Annotated in this window: 15 protein-coding genes and 1 pseudogene; 9 read left to right on the top strand and 7 right to left on the bottom strand. The window is 41.3% G+C overall.

Annotation, left to right across the window (positions count from 1 at the left end; translation table 11 throughout):
• The 3 genes and pseudogenes from G3R48_RS16755 to G3R48_RS16745 form a co-directional block, all read left to right on the top strand.
• Window positions 1-183: pseudogene (locus G3R48_RS16755) on the top strand (transposase); the annotation flags it as partial.
• A 606-nt stretch (window positions 184-789) separates the two neighbouring features.
• The gene (locus tag G3R48_RS16750; protein WP_153666316.1) at window positions 790-1938 is read left to right on the top strand and encodes a Kelch repeat-containing protein; all 1149 of its coding nucleotides are present in this window, start codon (window positions 790-792) and stop codon (window positions 1936-1938) included.
• A gap of 129 nt (window positions 1939-2067) precedes the next feature.
• Window positions 2068-2568, top strand: a complete 501-nt coding sequence (locus tag G3R48_RS16745; protein ID WP_153666317.1) for a hemerythrin domain-containing protein — start codon at window positions 2068-2070, stop codon at window positions 2566-2568.
• Between the two features lie 130 nt (window positions 2569-2698).
• Here G3R48_RS16745 and G3R48_RS16740 read toward each other — a convergent pair whose 3' ends face one another.
• The 6 genes from G3R48_RS16740 to lptM form a co-directional block, all read right to left on the bottom strand.
• Window positions 2699-3436, bottom strand: a complete 738-nt coding sequence (locus G3R48_RS16740; protein WP_153666318.1) for an HAD-IA family hydrolase — start codon at window positions 3434-3436, stop codon at window positions 2699-2701.
• A gap of 88 nt (window positions 3437-3524) precedes the next feature.
• Entirely contained in the window at window positions 3525-4409 is an 885-nt protein-coding gene (xerC, locus tag G3R48_RS16735) for a tyrosine recombinase XerC (RefSeq protein WP_153666319.1), read from the bottom strand.
• A gap of 122 nt (window positions 4410-4531) precedes the next feature.
• Complete coding sequence (locus G3R48_RS16730) at window positions 4532-5254, bottom strand: DUF484 family protein (protein ID WP_153666320.1); 723 nt, start codon at window positions 5252-5254, stop codon at window positions 4532-4534.
• A complete protein-coding gene (dapF, locus tag G3R48_RS16725) occupies window positions 5251-6078 on the bottom strand; it encodes a diaminopimelate epimerase (RefSeq protein ID WP_153666321.1) in 828 nt (275 codons plus the stop codon). The genes G3R48_RS16730 and dapF overlap by 4 nt, the downstream gene beginning before the upstream one ends.
• A gap of 182 nt (window positions 6079-6260) precedes the next feature.
• Window positions 6261-7505: a diaminopimelate decarboxylase gene (gene lysA, locus G3R48_RS16720; RefSeq protein WP_153666322.1), complete on the bottom strand. Its 1245-nt coding sequence runs from the start codon at window positions 7503-7505 to the stop codon at window positions 6261-6263.
• 45 nt (window positions 7506-7550) lie between these two features.
• On the bottom strand, window positions 7551-7727 hold the full coding sequence (lptM, locus tag G3R48_RS16715; protein ID WP_228497526.1) for an LPS translocon maturation chaperone LptM: 177 nt from the start codon (window positions 7725-7727) through the stop codon (window positions 7551-7553).
• A gap of 79 nt (window positions 7728-7806) precedes the next feature.
• On the opposite strand from lptM, the gene cyaY reads away from it, so the two are divergent.
• Entirely contained in the window at window positions 7807-8136 is a 330-nt protein-coding gene (gene cyaY / locus G3R48_RS16710; protein ID WP_153666324.1) for an iron donor protein CyaY, read from the top strand.
• 54 nt (window positions 8137-8190) lie between these two features.
• On the opposite strand, the gene G3R48_RS16705 is transcribed toward cyaY, so the two are convergent.
• Entirely contained in the window at window positions 8191-10644 is a 2454-nt protein-coding gene (locus tag G3R48_RS16705; protein ID WP_153666325.1) for a class I adenylate cyclase, read from the bottom strand.
• Between the two features lie 238 nt (window positions 10645-10882).
• Between G3R48_RS16705 and hemC the strand changes: the two genes are divergently transcribed.
• From hemC to G3R48_RS16680, 5 genes are all read left to right on the top strand, one after another.
• Window positions 10883-11812 carry a hydroxymethylbilane synthase gene (gene hemC / locus G3R48_RS16700; RefSeq protein ID WP_153666326.1) on the top strand — a complete coding sequence of 310 codons (930 nt, stop codon included), beginning with the start codon at window positions 10883-10885 and terminating at the stop codon, window positions 11810-11812.
• Between the two features lie 13 nt (window positions 11813-11825).
• Window positions 11826-12557, top strand: a complete 732-nt coding sequence (locus G3R48_RS16695) for a uroporphyrinogen-III synthase (RefSeq protein WP_153666327.1) — start codon at window positions 11826-11828, stop codon at window positions 12555-12557.
• 60 nt (window positions 12558-12617) lie between these two features.
• The gene (locus G3R48_RS16690) at window positions 12618-13826 is read left to right on the top strand and encodes a uroporphyrinogen-III C-methyltransferase (protein ID WP_153666328.1); all 1209 of its coding nucleotides are present in this window, start codon (window positions 12618-12620) and stop codon (window positions 13824-13826) included.
• Window positions 13823-14989, top strand: a complete 1167-nt coding sequence (locus tag G3R48_RS16685) for a heme biosynthesis HemY N-terminal domain-containing protein (protein WP_153666329.1) — start codon at window positions 13823-13825, stop codon at window positions 14987-14989. The genes G3R48_RS16690 and G3R48_RS16685 overlap by 4 nt, the downstream gene beginning before the upstream one ends.
• Window positions 14990-15286: 297 nt before the next feature.
• Window positions 15287-15964, top strand: a 678-nt coding sequence (locus tag G3R48_RS16680; RefSeq protein ID WP_212593410.1) for a retention module-containing protein, incomplete at its 3' end; no start/stop codon positions are given.

Genomic DNA, 15964 nt, shown 5'->3' with positions numbered 1-15964 from the left:
AGTCAGCATATTCTTGACCGATTAAACATACCAGCAGAAAACTGGTTAACAATCACCACCGAGTTTGAGGCATTATTTAAAGGCGCGGTTGGCTCACTGCCAGCACTGACTGACTATTGTCAACATGTCGACCGTAAACGACGACCAAGCGCTGCTAACTGTCAAAAATGGCTGAGCGCCTAGCCTTACCTATCTGATTTAATCACTTAATCTTTCATTCTTGATAGTCATCAAGTTTTTCGGCTGTGTTCAATTCATACAAATAATAGATAAACGACCAAGTTAGCACTTTTTTGTATATCAGTGCTGAATTTGGTTGGTTAATCGCCCTTTAATCTATCAAGCCATACATTAGAATTGAGTCGTGTTGCTTATATTAATTATGGGTGGCATGTTTACTTCTTTAAAACTGATATTAACTAAGTATGGGTATTTTTATGGCCGACGATCTGCCCCTTCACACGATAAATAGTCCGATCTGACCATGATGAGGACGTGAATATCCGCCGACGATAACTAAAACGGATAACCCTAACCCATTGTTTTAGTGCAAATGTTAACCATAACTTACCTGAGCAATCCACGTTTTAACACTGTCATCATCCAAATGAGTTTTATCTGCATATAAAGAAACGGCCTAATTCCTATGCAAGCCATGTGAACGTTAAGCTGGTCAAACAAATCTGCGCCCTGTTTGGGCGTTGGCATTAAAGCCATTGCAATTGCGCCCCATTCAACGCATATTTCTTGCCATACTCGCCAATAATACTCATTACCAAGGAATGCTTTATGCGATTGAACGCAGTACTACTTTTAGCGGCATGTTTACTTATCAGCGCTCCGCTAGCAGCAACGATTTATCCAGTACTTCCTGAAGCGGTCACAAACAATGCCGTTGCCAAAATAACTAATCACCAAGGCAGTTATTTGTTGTCATTTACTGGTTTAGCTAAAAACAAAGATTACCGCGCGGTGCACAACCTCGCATGGAGTTTAAAATTAGACACACCAAATGCTCAGTGGCAAACCATTAAACCGGTACCTTTTGTTGCGCCGTTAGCTGGACGCTTAGCAAGCACTGCGGTAGGCGTTGCAGACAAAGCTTATTTGTTTGGTGGTTATACGGTGGCAAAAGATCATCAAGAAATTAGCACTGTTGATAACTACCAGTTTGACCTAGCAAGTAATCAATACCAGCGCATAGCAGATATGCCCGTTGCGGTAGATGACACTAGCGCCGGCGTGTATCAACAGCGTTTTATATATTTGTTTGGCGGCTGGCATAACGACGGTAATGTTAATTTAGTGCAAGTGTATGATATTAAAACCAATCAATGGCACCAAGCTAGCCCAATGCCTGCGCCAGCGGTATTTGGTCAAGCGGTAGGCATGATTGATAATCACGTAGTGATGTGCGATGGGGTAAAAGTACAAGCCAATATATTAAAAAGGCGCAGCTACCAAGCTTCACCCGTGTGTTTATACGGCCAAATTAACCCTAAAAACCCCTTACGTATTAGCTGGCAAAAACTGCCGCATTTTAGCAAGCCAATGCCAAATGCAAAACACATTGGCGATGCAACAACAGCATTAAGTAGTGCTAAACCAACGGCGTATTACCGCATGGCCGCCACGGGTGTGGCCAACAAACAAGCTGGAGTCATTACCTTTATTGGTGGCAGTGATAATCCATATAATTACAACGGTATTGGTTATAACGGCAAACCAAGCGCGGCTAATCCTTGGCAATATAAGTTCGATATCGCCAGTAAAAAGTGGCTCAAACCCACACCATTAACCACAGGCAGTATGGATCATCGAGGCTTAATTTGTCATCAGCAACAATTATTGCGTATTGGTGGCATGCTCAATAACCAACAAGTAAGCAATAAAGTGCTCTCAATTCCATTAACACACGGTGAAGCGTGTGCTCAATAGGGCGTATATTAACAACTATTAATGTGATCAAGTTGGCAAACTACCCGTTATTAATTGGCACCCTCCAAAAGATGCAAATAAAATACATGTATTAAAGCATCTGTTTTATTTGCCACTTTAGGACTTACCATGACAATTGATAAAAATGCGGCCAGTTTCATTGAACTCATCACTCATATTGAAGCCACACACCATGACTATATTAGGCAAACTGCACCTCAACTTTTACAAATGACTGACACATTAGTTGAAGTTCACGGTGACGATGTTGCTGAATTCCAGCCACTAAAAATGTGGGTTAAAGCGTTAATGGAAGATTTAATGCCGCATTTAATGAAAGAAGAGCAAATTTTATTCCCTGCCATTAAAGCAATGGAAACTGGCGAACAAATGAATAATTGCTTTGGTCATATTGGTAACCCAATCAATATGATGATGCACGAGCATAATGAAGCTGAGCAGATTTTAAAAAATATTCGTAAATTGACTAACAACTACCAAGCACCTGAATCCGCTTGCAAAACATGGAAGACTTGTTTTGCAACGTTGGCAGAATTTGACGCTGATTTACAAGCGCACATCGACATTGAAAATAACTATTTGTTTGCTAGAGCAATGAAGCAAGCTTAGTCGCTAACCGCCCTTGTATAACAAGAGGTGGTGCGCTAAAAACAAAAATGGCTGACAGTGATTGTCAGCCATTTTTTTATGTTTACCGCGGTAATTTACTCGAAAAATACAGCAAGTGTAGCCAATGTTACTATCGCGCTGGTGTTGCAAAATGCATTAACTGCACAAGTTCATCAATATGATTAATGCACACGTTAGGAAGCTGCCCTGTTGCACAAGTTCTCGGTTTTCTGCCCATTGCGGGGTTAAGCCATGCCACTTGTGCATTGGCACGTCTTGCGCCTTGAACGTCGGCTTTGTAACTGTCACCCACATGTAAAAACTCACTGGCTTTTATTCCTAATGCCGCTGCGCTGTGGTTAAACATATCAATGGCAGGCTTCATTTTTAAGCCATTACCTGGATGCTGTACAAACTCAAATACGCTAGCTAAACCAATACGTGCACTGTCGACATTACCGTTGCTAATGCCCACTAATGGCACATGTTTAGCTAGATTAGTTAAGGTTGCCAATACTGAATCATCGACGCTGAAGTTTGAGCGATGATACAAAAAATGTTCAAGTCCAGCTTGTGCACCTTGGTGAGCAATATCGGCTTGATAACCGACTAACTCAAGCCCAGTCTTTAAGGTATTAAATCTTGCCGCACCGGTGTCGTGAGCCAAATGTGGCATTTGCTTAATGACGCCAATTTTAAGCTTGCGCCACGTTGCAGCGTCCCATGATGACAACTTATCAAACTCACTAGACATAAACTTCAATAATGCTTGTTCAGCCTGCACAATGTAGGGGTAGTTATTGTATAAGGTGTCATCAAGATCGAAGCTAATCGCCTGAAACGGACGCAGTCGCTGATAAAAAATCATGGGGTTACTCCATTCTTAACGGTATCTTTTAACGGCCAAATTGATCATTTTATCAAACAGTTTTGCAGCTAAATTACTGTATGTTGGTTTATTTCGGTTTTCGCGCCCTTGGATGAGCGCCGTCGTACACTTTAGCTAAATGTTGGAAGTCTAAGCTGGTATACACTTGAGTGGTTGATAAATTCTCATGCCCAAGTAACTCTTGTACCGCCCGTAAATCTTGGCTCGACTCCAACATATGGGTAGCAAATGAATGACGTAACTTATGCGGGTGTACTTTCACGCCAATAGCTTGTTCTTGGCCCCATTTTTTCATTCTTGCTTGAATACTGCGGTGCGATAAACGCTTGCCTTGCGTACTGGTAAATAAGGCATCAGCGGCATCTTGGCTAGGTAAACTGTCTCGACAAGCTAACCATTGGTCAATGGCAGCAAGTGCAACGCGGCCAATAGGCACAATACGCTGTTTATCGCCTTTACCTAGTACCTTCACTTGCTTGGCATTGGCGTCAATGTCAGCGCAGTTTAAGGCAGCTAATTCACTAAGACGTATACCGCTGGAATAAAACAGCTCCATTAAGGCTTTGTCACGCAGCGATAATGGGTCATCTCCCTCAATCGCCAATAAATGGTTAATGGTGTCAACATCCATATTTTTCGGCAATGGTTTGGCTTGTTTTGGCGCATGAAGTGTTTGCGCTGGGTTGACTTCAATGACCTTGCGCGCCAATAAAAATCCATAATATTGCTTTAACGACGACAAGCATAATGACAATGAACGTGGACTTAACCCTTGACGATGCAACTTGGCTATCACGCCTTGCACTTGCTCAGCAGAAGCACTAATGAGGTCAATGTCATCACCCAATAAAGTTTGCGCCCGAGTCAGTTCAAACAAGTAATTGCGCACGGTATACGCTGACAGTTGTCGTTCAGTGCTGAGGTATTCTTTAAAGGCAAGTTGCCAATCCATGGGATTATCTCGTTTAGCGCTTAAATAAACGCTGTGTTGTACTAATAACAATAAAGTTCAGCATAGCTGAACTTTATTGTGGTGATTGACCCGTGAGCTCGTGATCAAGATATTTAGCCTCATTAAAGCTTAGGTAACATGTGGTCAAGCATACGTCTTATTTGGCTAAATAGTAATGAGTCCATTTCAGGTCTAAAGTGTGCAGGGTCGGTGCTGGCTATGCCAAATATGACTTGGCTATGGCTCATAGATAAACGGGTTAACGCCACTGAACCAACTTCACCACCAAACAAACGCTTAGCTTCAAGCTGAGTAATTCGGCCAAAATAGTAATCGTCTCGAATACGATTACGCCAAATATTAGCCAGCTCGCTGTCAACATCATGCACTGTAATTAAGCGTACATGGCTAAAGCCAAATTCAGCTTTTAAACTCCCGGCAAGCACTTGGCGTAATTGGCCTAAATCTTCACACGCTAGTAAGTCAAAACAAAGCTGGGTGTTAAATTCAAAAATAGCTTCATTGCGGGTGGCAATGTTCATTAATGAAGTAATTTCTTCTTCTAATTGTGCGACTCTTTGACTAAGCATTTGTTGGCGACGCTCAACTAGTGACACAGCCCCTCGTTCATGATGCGGCACTCGCATAGCAAGCAACAACTCAGGGTAACGATTAAAAAAGTCAGGATTGTCGAGCAAGTACTCTCGTAATAACAACTCATCAAACGGCTGATCAATGTCGTCTACTTTAAAACTCAAATTAGTGCCAAGTGAGTTAATATCTGCTGCTGGCGCATCAATAATGCCCGAACGGGGAGAATTATTGTTATTGTTATCACTGCTCATAATTGAATTTGTCCGTCATATACATGCTCTGCAGGGCCGGTCATCCATAGCGGTTTTCCCTCACCTTCCCAATTAATGGTTAACTGACCGCCAGGTAAGTCTACTTTCACTTGTTGAGCAAGCTTGCCTTGTAACTGCCCCACCACAGCGGCAGCACAAGCGCCGGTGCCACAAGCTAATGTTTCCCCAGCGCCACGTTCATAAACACGAAGCTTAATGTGGCCGGAGTCAATAATTTGCATAAAACCAACATTAACCCCTTTAGGGAAACGTTCATGACGGGTGATTAATGCACCGTCTTCTTCCACATGGGCGTTGTCGATGTCATCCACTTCTACCACACAATGTGGGTTACCCATTGATACCGCACCGCATAGATAGGTTTGTTTAGGCGTGAGTAATAAATAGGTTTTTTCCATTTTTTTGGCTTTAAAAGGAATCGCGCTTGGTTCGGTAATTGGTACCCCCATGTTAACCGTAACTTTTCCGTCACGTTCAATTTTTAAGGTAATTTTACCGGATGAGGTACTCACGCGAATTTTATGCTTTTGAATTAAGCCTTTGTTACGCACAAAGCGAGCAAAGCAGCGCGCACCATTACCACATTGCTCAACTTCACTGCCGTCAGCATTAAATATGCGGTAGTGAAAATCCAGATCGGGATCATAAGGCGGCTCAACTAGCAGTAATTGATCAAAACCAATACCGAAATTTCTATCTGCTAAACGGCGGACTTGCTCTGGTGAGAAAAATACATTTTGGGTGACACCATCGACCACCATAAAGTCATTTCCCAAACCGTGCATTTTTGTAAAGTGGATCAAGCTTGCTTCCTTTTAACACTGAAATAGCATGCCAAGCATGCCATATTTATCAATTACCCAATAATACAATTCACTGCTTAAACAATGAATCAACTCTGACTGTTGATAGGTGAGATAATGACTCATTAAGACTGTGCAATTGATGACATAACGCCTAATTTACTCATCAAATAACTCACAGCCTATGGCAATAATTGTTCACCTTGCCACAGTTGCTGCACGGTTTCGCGCTGACGAATCACGTAATGCTGCTGCTTATCGACCATCACTTCTGCTGCCCGCGGGCGAGAATTGTAGTTTGAGGCCATTGTAAAACCATAAGCACCACTTGAACGCACCGCTAAATAGTCACCGGCTTGTGGTGCAAGCTGTCTGTTTTTACCAATAAAATCACCGGTTTCACACACAGGGCCAACGACATCATAAGCAAAAGTTGGTGCGTCAGTATGTTGTACTGGAATAATATTTTGCCAAGCACTATAAAGCGCCGGACGAATTAAATCGTTCATCGCACCATCAACAATTGCAAAGCGTTTATCGCTATTTTCTTTAAGATACAGCACTTGAGTCACAAAGATACCTGCGTTTGCTGCAATCGCTCGCCCTGGCTCAAATATCAGGGTTAATGGGCGGTTATTTAAGCGTGCTAATAATGCTGCGGCATATTCATCAGGGTGCGGCGGTGTTTCTTGGTCGTAATTCACCCCTAATCCACCACCAACGTCAAAGTGTTCAATATTGATACCGTTTTCAGCCAAGCGATCAATTAAAGCCAGCATACGATCCATTGCATCTAAAAAAGGTTGAATTTCAGTAAGCTGTGAACCAATGTGACAATCAACGCCTTTCACATTTAGGTGAGCTAAACTCGCAGCACGAGCAAATACGGTTTCCGCTTCTTCCATTGAAATGCCAAACTTATTTTCTTTTAGCCCAGTTGAAATATACGGATGAGTGCCAGCGTCCACGTCAGGGTTCACTCGCAGCGACACGGGGGCAACTTTACCTAAACGCTGCGCCACGGTATTAAGCTGCTCAAGCTCGGCTGCCGATTCCACATTAAAACAGTAAATACCAACAGTTAATGCTTGCTCCATTTCAGCAACCGTTTTACCCACCCCAGAAAAAACCACTTTTTTGGGATCGCCACCGGCTTGAATCACCCGCGACAACTCACCACCGGAGACAATATCAAAACCACTGCCTAAACGAGCCAGTACATTTAACACCGCAATATTTGAATTGGCTTTAACGGCATAACAAATTAAATGAGGATGGTTGGCTACTGCGTTATTAAAGGCATGCCAATGACGTTCAAGCGTGGCTTTTGAATAAATATATAACGGTGTACCATGAGTTTTTGCCAGTTCTGCAACCTGACAATCTTCGGCAAATAGTGCGTTTTGTTGATAACCAAAATAATCCAAAGTACAACTCCTGTTTGTCCATTACTATTGTATTGTCACGTGTGCTTATTGCTGCTGGGCAGGAAGAATGTCACCTTGCTGCTCTTTTGTAGGCACAGTGACATTGTCTTTTATTGGGGCGTCTTTATTCACCTCAGGTTGTTTGGGAATATATAACGCGCCCTTTTGACCACAAGCAGTCATTGATAGGCTAACAAGCAAAAATAATAAAAGCAGTCTCATTTTTCTCAACATCTGTTCATCTGACACATAATGGACTTATAATCGCATTCATCACGCAGAAAGCAAAGGATAGAAATACATGGCTATGACAGATACTGATTTTCATCGACTCGCTGATGAAATGTTTTTAAGCTTAGAGACAGCCATCGAGACTGCCATTGATGAACAAGACGCTGATGTCGATATCAATGCAAGTGGTAATGTGCTGCAACTGACGTTTGAAGACAATTCGCAAATTGTAATTAATAAACAAGAACCACTGCATGAATTGTGGATTGCTACTAAAACGGGTGGCTACCACTTTGGCTTTATCGACAATAAGTGGTTAGACAGCCGTAATAATTTAGAATTTATGCCATTTGTATTAGATTCTATCGCCAAGCAAGGCGGCATTACCCTGCGTTTATAACGCAAAAGCCCACTGAATCATTCAGTGGGCTTTCGTTTTCAGCATTTTTGATAATTAAATCACCGATCCCATTTCATCCTCATTAATACCAAATGGCACCACGCATAACTCCCCTTTTCGTCGCTTTAAATGGAAGAATTGCGGCATATTAAAATAATGTTTGTCGGTAATCGTTTCTGCCTGAAACACATACTCACGACTTTTTTGCGCCACTAATTGAGTCATAGTGACATCTTGATGTTCGGTATGAGTTAACTGGTTTTGTTCATCAACTAAAAACACATCCAATGTTTGCGCTCGTTGACGTAAAAAGTATTGCTGTGCCCCTGCGGTAATAAACTGCAATATAACACTTGGCATACTTGAAAAAGGGTCGTCACCTAAATCAGGTCGAGACAACAATACCGACTGCATTCGTTGTGGTTGTGGTTGTGGCACTAATTTAAACTTGGTAAACGGCTGGCTTTCTAGCTTTTTATATACCATCCCCCGAGAGTTAAAGTACAAACCAAACCGATCACACCCGAGCTGCAATGGATACATTAAGGTATTAGTCACTCCAATTTGGAACACCAAGCTTTGACAGTCAACGAGCACTTGTTTTAGCTGTACTTCAAGGTGATTGTTTAATTTAGCAGAACAACTGATGACTGAAATATCAATTTTATGATGAGCATTTTTTATCCCAAATGCCAAATAAGAAATCGCATCAAGCAGGCCGCAATCATTATTAAACTGATGACTTTGCCATTCACCCCAACTGTTTAAGCAAATGATATTGATATCACCTAACATATTTTTTTGCTTTACCCCTAAAGACAAAGGTGTGGCGTTCATATAATCAAGCATCACCTCTTGCCCACGCCACTTTACGGTGGGGTCATGTTGTAAATTAGCCACAACAATTACTTTTTTAAAGAAACATGGCTGGCATAAGTCACGTTTCGAGACTGGTGATTTCTGCGCCATTAAATTCACTAATTGTTGACTAAGCCCATTGAGCTTTTGTGCCCGTTTTTTACTGCGGTCTAACTCATGCCACAAAGTCTGTGCTGTAGCGATTTTATTCATTGCAGCCCAGGCCATTAATGCACAAACATTGTCAGCATTGGCTAATGCTGACTCGCCAATAAGCCGATGTTTACCTGCCCATTCACGGTACAAATAAAATTGTTTATTTTTACGCGAATGAATAACCGTCAATTGAGATTCCGCTATTTGCCTGCTCCATAGTGGATTTAGCGACACTAATTGATGTTCATCATCACTAAAATAACCATGCAGTTTACGCGCTAATAAACCAAGTTCTTCAACGCGCATGGTGTCACTCAACTCGTGCTTAGAAGCAAATTTTAACAATGTGCGATAACTGGTTAATAACAGTTCGTTAAGCTGCTGGTTGAACCATTTCAATTGCCCCGAATGCCACTGTGGACTGTTATCTAACGTCAATAATAAACTGTCAGGCCAAGTCCAACGTTCAACTAACTCTCGCATAGTTTGAGTACGCCAATCACTGCTATTATCGTTAACGTCTGACAACCGAATGCCACATTTTAAATAAAAACAACGGCGGACAATTTCTAAGCGCCGAACATCTCGCTTAGTCACCAAATAATTTTCAATTCGCTGATACAGAAATAAATAAGCATCATTTGAGGCAGAAAAGTCATCATCTAAACAAGCTTGCCAAATTTGTTGGGTAATCAGGTTGTTATGTGGATATTGTGCAGTGTAAGTTTCTAACAGCAATACCTTTAATAAAGCCTTATGGGGTTTTTGCAGGCTTTTATATAATTGCCACAACGACGCGCCAAAATATTCACTGGCTGGTAACGCACTAATATCCCCTAAAAACAACACGTTGCTTGAAGATTCAGTTAAACAAGCCTGCGGCCACCAAGCGACAGTTTTACCCGCCAAACGAATATGGCTACGATAAAATTCTTCAAGTAACAACCAATGCTGACTACTGCCACTGTGCTCAATACCTAATGAGTGTTGCTCGCTGAGGTAGTTGGTTTCAATAAATTGCTTTGGATGAATTAAGTAAAAGTTTACTTCAAAGCCAACACTGGCAAACCATTGGGTAATAAGTTGAGATTTTTGTTCAATGGCGTTCAATTGATCAGTGGTTAAATCTTGATGATGAACCAACCAAATATCAACATCACTTTTTGGGTTTTGGCCAAAGCTTGCAGTACTGCCCATGGCATAAATGCCTTCAAACGCCCAATTATCGGTCATTTTATGGATAGGGATTGGCCATGAAAACTGCTGGTAAAGCGAATGCTCTGTTGTTGTAGGTTGATATAACGCAATACCTGCGGGTGTATCTGCATGATGAAAGCCTGGGAGATAATGCAGATTATATTGAAACAGTATCGCAACGGTACCAAATAGCGCAGATTGCTCTGTTGACAACACTTGGTGCACCCGCGTCAACCGGGTTTCATTCAGTTTCTCTGAAATTGCGAGAAAATTGCTACAATCTAATGACTTAGTCAAATATCTCTTCCTTGGATTTAGCGATTTACTTTACAGATCAACAAAAATTTGACCTACATCACCTAATTTAGTAAACCGTGATCATCCTAACACTTATTTTCGATTACGCCAGTAATTGAGATGTAGATCACACATTTTACTGTTTCCACTTCAAACATTTGTTCAGCAACTTGTGACATTAACTACAAGGCAATGTTAGCATTATTGAAATTACCTAATTTCGATGGAAAGTATTGGCATGTCTGAAAATCTTATTCGTATTGCAACACGTAAAAGCCCGCTAGCGATGTGGCAAGCTGAGTTTGTTAAAGCTGAATTAGAGCGTATTCACCCTGGGCTTGTGGTTGAATTATTACCAATGAGTACTAAAGGCGATGTAATTCTTGATACGCCTTTAGCAAAAGTCGGTGGTAAAGGCTTATTCGTTAAAGAGTTAGAAGTCGCAATGCTTGAAAACCGTGCAGATATCGCGGTGCATTCAATGAAAGATGTGCCTGTTGATTTCCCTGAAGGACTTGGCTTAGAAGTGATTTGTGAGCGTGAAGACCCACGCGATGCATTTGTTTCTAACACCTATAAATCCATTGATGAATTACCACAAGGCGCTGTCGTTGGGACTTCAAGCTTACGTCGTCAATGTCAAATCCGTGCAGCACGCCCAGATCTAGTGATTAAAGATTTACGTGGCAACGTTGGTACTCGTTTAGGCAAATTAGACAACGGCGACTACGACGCAATTATTCTTGCTGCTGCAGGGCTTATTCGTTTAAAACTAAATGAACGTATTGCTAGCTTTATTTCTGCTGAAGATTCACTACCAGCAAATGGTCAAGGTGCTGTAGGTATTGAATGTCGTACTGATGACGCACGCGTTAAAGCATTACTTGCCCCACTTGAGCATTTAGAAACTCGCTACCGTGTATTTGCTGAACGAGCAATGAATACTCGTTTAGAAGGTGGTTGTCAGGTACCAATTGGCGCTTATGCTGAAATTGTTGGCGATACCTTAACCTTACGTGGTTTAGTCGGTAACCCTGATGGTAGCCAAGTAATTGAAGGCACGGTTGCAGGTGACAAAACCAACGCCGTTGAATTAGGCCAGTCATTAGCAGAAGACTTATTGAGCCGCGGTGCTAAAACGATTTTAGATGCTGTTTACAATCAATAAGCATAAAAGATAGATGAAAGTCTTGCTGACGCGGCCTGCGGGCCGCAATCAAGAAATGGTGGATCATCTGACCCAGCGTCAGATTGATCACCTTGTCACTCCAATGATCGAAGTGGTGTGTTCAAATAACCCCTTCCCAACTCCAACTATCGACCAAACTGACATAATGATATTTATCAGCACCAATGCTGTTAAATATGCTGCGCAATTATTACCACAGCCTTTAGCCCAATCATTACCACAAAGCTGTCAGTTCTATGCTGTTGGTCAAGCTACCCATGATGCTTTAACGCAATTAGGGGTGCAAGCAACGCCATCGCCAACCTCAAGCCAAGACAGCGAAGGATTATTATCCTTACCTCAGTTAACCTCATTAGCTCAAAAACAGGTTATTATTGTCAGAGGTAATGGTGGACGTGAAACATTGGCGCAAGAAATAACCCAACGTGGTGGTAATGTAAACTATTGGGAAACCTATACTAGACAAGCCATTGCTTATAAAACACCTGACGTTTACCAAGCTTGGATAGACTTTAAAATAGATACCATTGTCGTGACTAGTGGTGAGATCTTAGCGAACTTAGTGAATCTATTACCAAAAGAACTATTTGCATGGCTGCGCTCATGTCATATCATTGTTCCCAGTACGCGAGTTAAATTACAGGCAAATGAATTAGGTTTGTCGTATGTCACCAATGCCAATGGTGCTAGCACACCTGCCATATTGGCTAATTTATTCGACTAAAAATCCTCGACGTACAACTTGTGCCGCAAGTACATTTTTATTTTGCTTCAAGGACTGTTCATGGATAACAACAAGCCCCAATCACCTTTATCAACTGACATTGATGAAAAGCTTGCAACCCCTGCTGTTGAAGCTAACGACGCCACTGAAAAGACTTCAGAAACCGTCGATGAAAGCCCGACTTCTCCCTCCAATTTATCTGCGATAGACAACCAAAAGCTCAGCACTCATTTTGGGGTAAAACTCACTCTCGTATTGGTCTTTTTATTGTCAATCACGGCAATAGCAGCCTGTGCTTGGATTTGGTATACCTTACAACAACAAGCTGATACTCATCAGCATGCCCAGCAACAGTTATCGAGCCAGACAACTCAAGCGCAGCAAAAACAACAAGCCTTAAGCAGTGCATTGTCTCAAACTCAACAACGCTTAAAAACATTAGAGTCATTACAACAAAACGACACTAAAGCTTATGAGCAACTTAATCAGCTGCAACAACAAACCAAAAAAATGCAAGAACGTGTATCCGTTTTAGCTAATCGCAGTCCAAACCATTGGATGGCCTCTGAAGCTGAATATCTAGTGCGCATGGCAGGACGAAAACTGTGGCTAGAAAAAGATCCTCTTACCGCAACAGGATTATTAGAAGCGGCTGATGAACGCATTAAATCAATGCGCGATCCCGCGTTAATGCCTTTAAGACAAGCTTTGGTTAACGACATAAAAGCCACTAAATCGATAAAGTCTACTGATGTTGTCGGCACGGTTTATACCCTCGATGCCTTAATCGCACAGCTTGATGAGCTACCGTTAAATAGGGCCAAGGCACAAGCCGGTGAAGACACCTCAAAAACCGTGATTACTGATTCGCTTTCAGATTGGCAAGCAAACCTTGCTAAAACTTGGCAAGAAATTACCGAAAGCTTTATTACTATCCGTAAACGCACCACCGATTTAGAGCCACTATTAGCCCCAGATCAGCAATGGTATTTAGTCGAAAATATTCGTAATAAATTACTGCAAGCACAACTGGCCGTTTATAACTACGACCAAGTGAATTACCGCCAATCTATTGAGTTTGCGACAACCTGGATAAAACAGTATTTCGATCTTGAAGATAAGGGTACGCAAGATGCTATTGAGTCATTAAATGCATTGAAAACCTTGTCGATTGAAAACACAACTCATCACAAATTTAAGTCCACCAAGATGCTTCAACAGCTAATTACTTATGGTGAGCTAATCCCAAATGAGGATTCAGCACTATGATAAAGACCTTAGCGTATGTGATTATTATTTTGGTAGGTTTATGCATCAGTCCGCTTTTTGTTGGTAGCTTAGGTCATGTGTATATTGCTGCTGGTGAATACCAAATTGAAACCAGTTTAGTCTTTGCTATTTTTGGGTTAATCATTTTTTATAGCCTATTACAGCTGCTTGAATGGATAATTGTATTTACCTTAAACCTATTAATTAATAGCCGCTATTTACCCGAACAATGGCGGAAAAAAGCGGCAAAAAAACATACCCTTACTGGCGCATTAGCATTGGCAGAAGAAGACTGGCCTGCGGCTGAAAAAGCCATGTTAAAAGGGGCGGGAAAAGGCGAAATTCCAGCGTTAAACTTATTTGCTGCAGCTAGGGCTGCGCAACACCAAAATAAGATTGAACAACGTGATGAATACCTTGCAAAAGTTGCTAAAGACCCATTGGCACATGTCGCGGCCAAAACCTCTAGAACACGTTATTTACTCCAACAAGGTGACTTTAACAACGCAAGAGAAACACTCGATACGCTTAACCCAACCAGTAAAAGCAAAGCGCCCGTACTTATACTTGCTCAAGATTTGTACCTTCAACAACAAGACTGGCAAGCGCTTAAATTATTATTACCCATCTTAAAAAAGCGTAAGTTAATTGAAGCGAAAGAATTAGAGGCCTTAACACTTAAAACAAATACCTCGTTATTATTCACCGCCATGAAAGACAGTGAAGCAGAGCTTGAAAAGTGTTGGCATTGGTTATCAAATGCGGAGAAAAAAGTACCTGAAGCATTAACTATTTATGCCATGGGATTGTGCCGTTACCAACGTAAAGCTGATGCGATAAAAATACTCAACAAAGCGATAAAAGCAGGCATTTCAAATGCGTTATTACAAAGCTTGCCTGAAATAGTTAACGCAGATGATGACAGTATTCGCAAACAATTAATGGCTCATGAAGCATCGCAAAAAGATAATGCGTTATTCCATGAATGCTTAGCCAAATTGGCTCAACAAACACGAGACATAAAACAAGCAAAACATCATTGGCAAACCGTGTGTGAAATCTCTCCAACCAAAGATGCTTGGCTTGCTCTAGCACAAATTCATGAGCAACTTGGCGATAATGCCAATGCGATATATTGCTATCGTAAAGCTGCAAAAACATAACAAATAAACCTCATTTAAAAAAACCTGCTTTTAAAACAGCAGGTTTTTTTATTTACAAATAAAATTTTAACTTACATGCCTCTCTCATTCCACTACATAAAAAACAATTAAACTTATGTTTTATAAAGGTTTTATTTAAAAAAGCTCATATGTCAATAAATTGACTGAGTTAGTTTGATAAGCTAGACTTGTTGCTATTGCGTTACTAAAACACCACTTTGAACAACATGATACAGGCAAGTATATGTTTTCATTGATTTTTAAGCTTTGCATCTTTGTTTAGTTTGGAGCTAGGGAATGGATTCACTTACAACATCTAAGACTGGCGTTCTTTCAAGTGCCGACGGTGAAATATCAATTACGTTGGAACACGGTTCAATTATTTTATCACCTGGCGACATCATTCCAATCGAATCCACTTTAGCATTTGAAGAGCAGTTCTCATTTGTCATTACCTTTGATGATGGCACCGTTTTTTCTCATGCAGGTTCAGTTGCACCAATTGAACCGACTAACCAATCTGAACCAGTAAACTCTTTAACCGGTCTAGAAGAAATTACTCAAATTCAAGCCCTCATTGAAGCCGGTGAAGACCCAACCATCGACTTACCTGAAACTGCAGCAGGGGAAACAACAGGCAACCAAGGTGGTACTAGCTTTAGTCCAGTTGAACGTACTGGCAATGAAACACTTGCAACGGCTGGATTTGAAACTTCAACCGTTACTAGACAAGCTTCCGTTGAGTTCAGTCAACGCTTTATTATCAGTGACGATGATGTGCCAACTGTTGTTGAAAATGACAATAATTTAATTGCTGAAGGTGAAGTTGCAACAGGCAATATTCTCGACAATGACTCTGATGTTGACTCTTTGCTCAGTGTCATTAATTTTGCGATAAATGGTGAAACCTATCTTGCTGGTAGCACAGTTGAATTCGAATCTGGTGTCATAACCATTAACGAAGACGGTAGTTAT

Origin of the sequence: Shewanella intestini (genome assembly GCF_018221465.1) — a bacterium.
Taxonomy (GTDB): domain Bacteria; phylum Pseudomonadota; class Gammaproteobacteria; order Enterobacterales; family Shewanellaceae; genus Shewanella; species Shewanella intestini.
The sequence above is the reverse complement of the archived record's forward strand: the minus strand, read 5'-3'. Positions and strand labels throughout refer to the sequence as shown.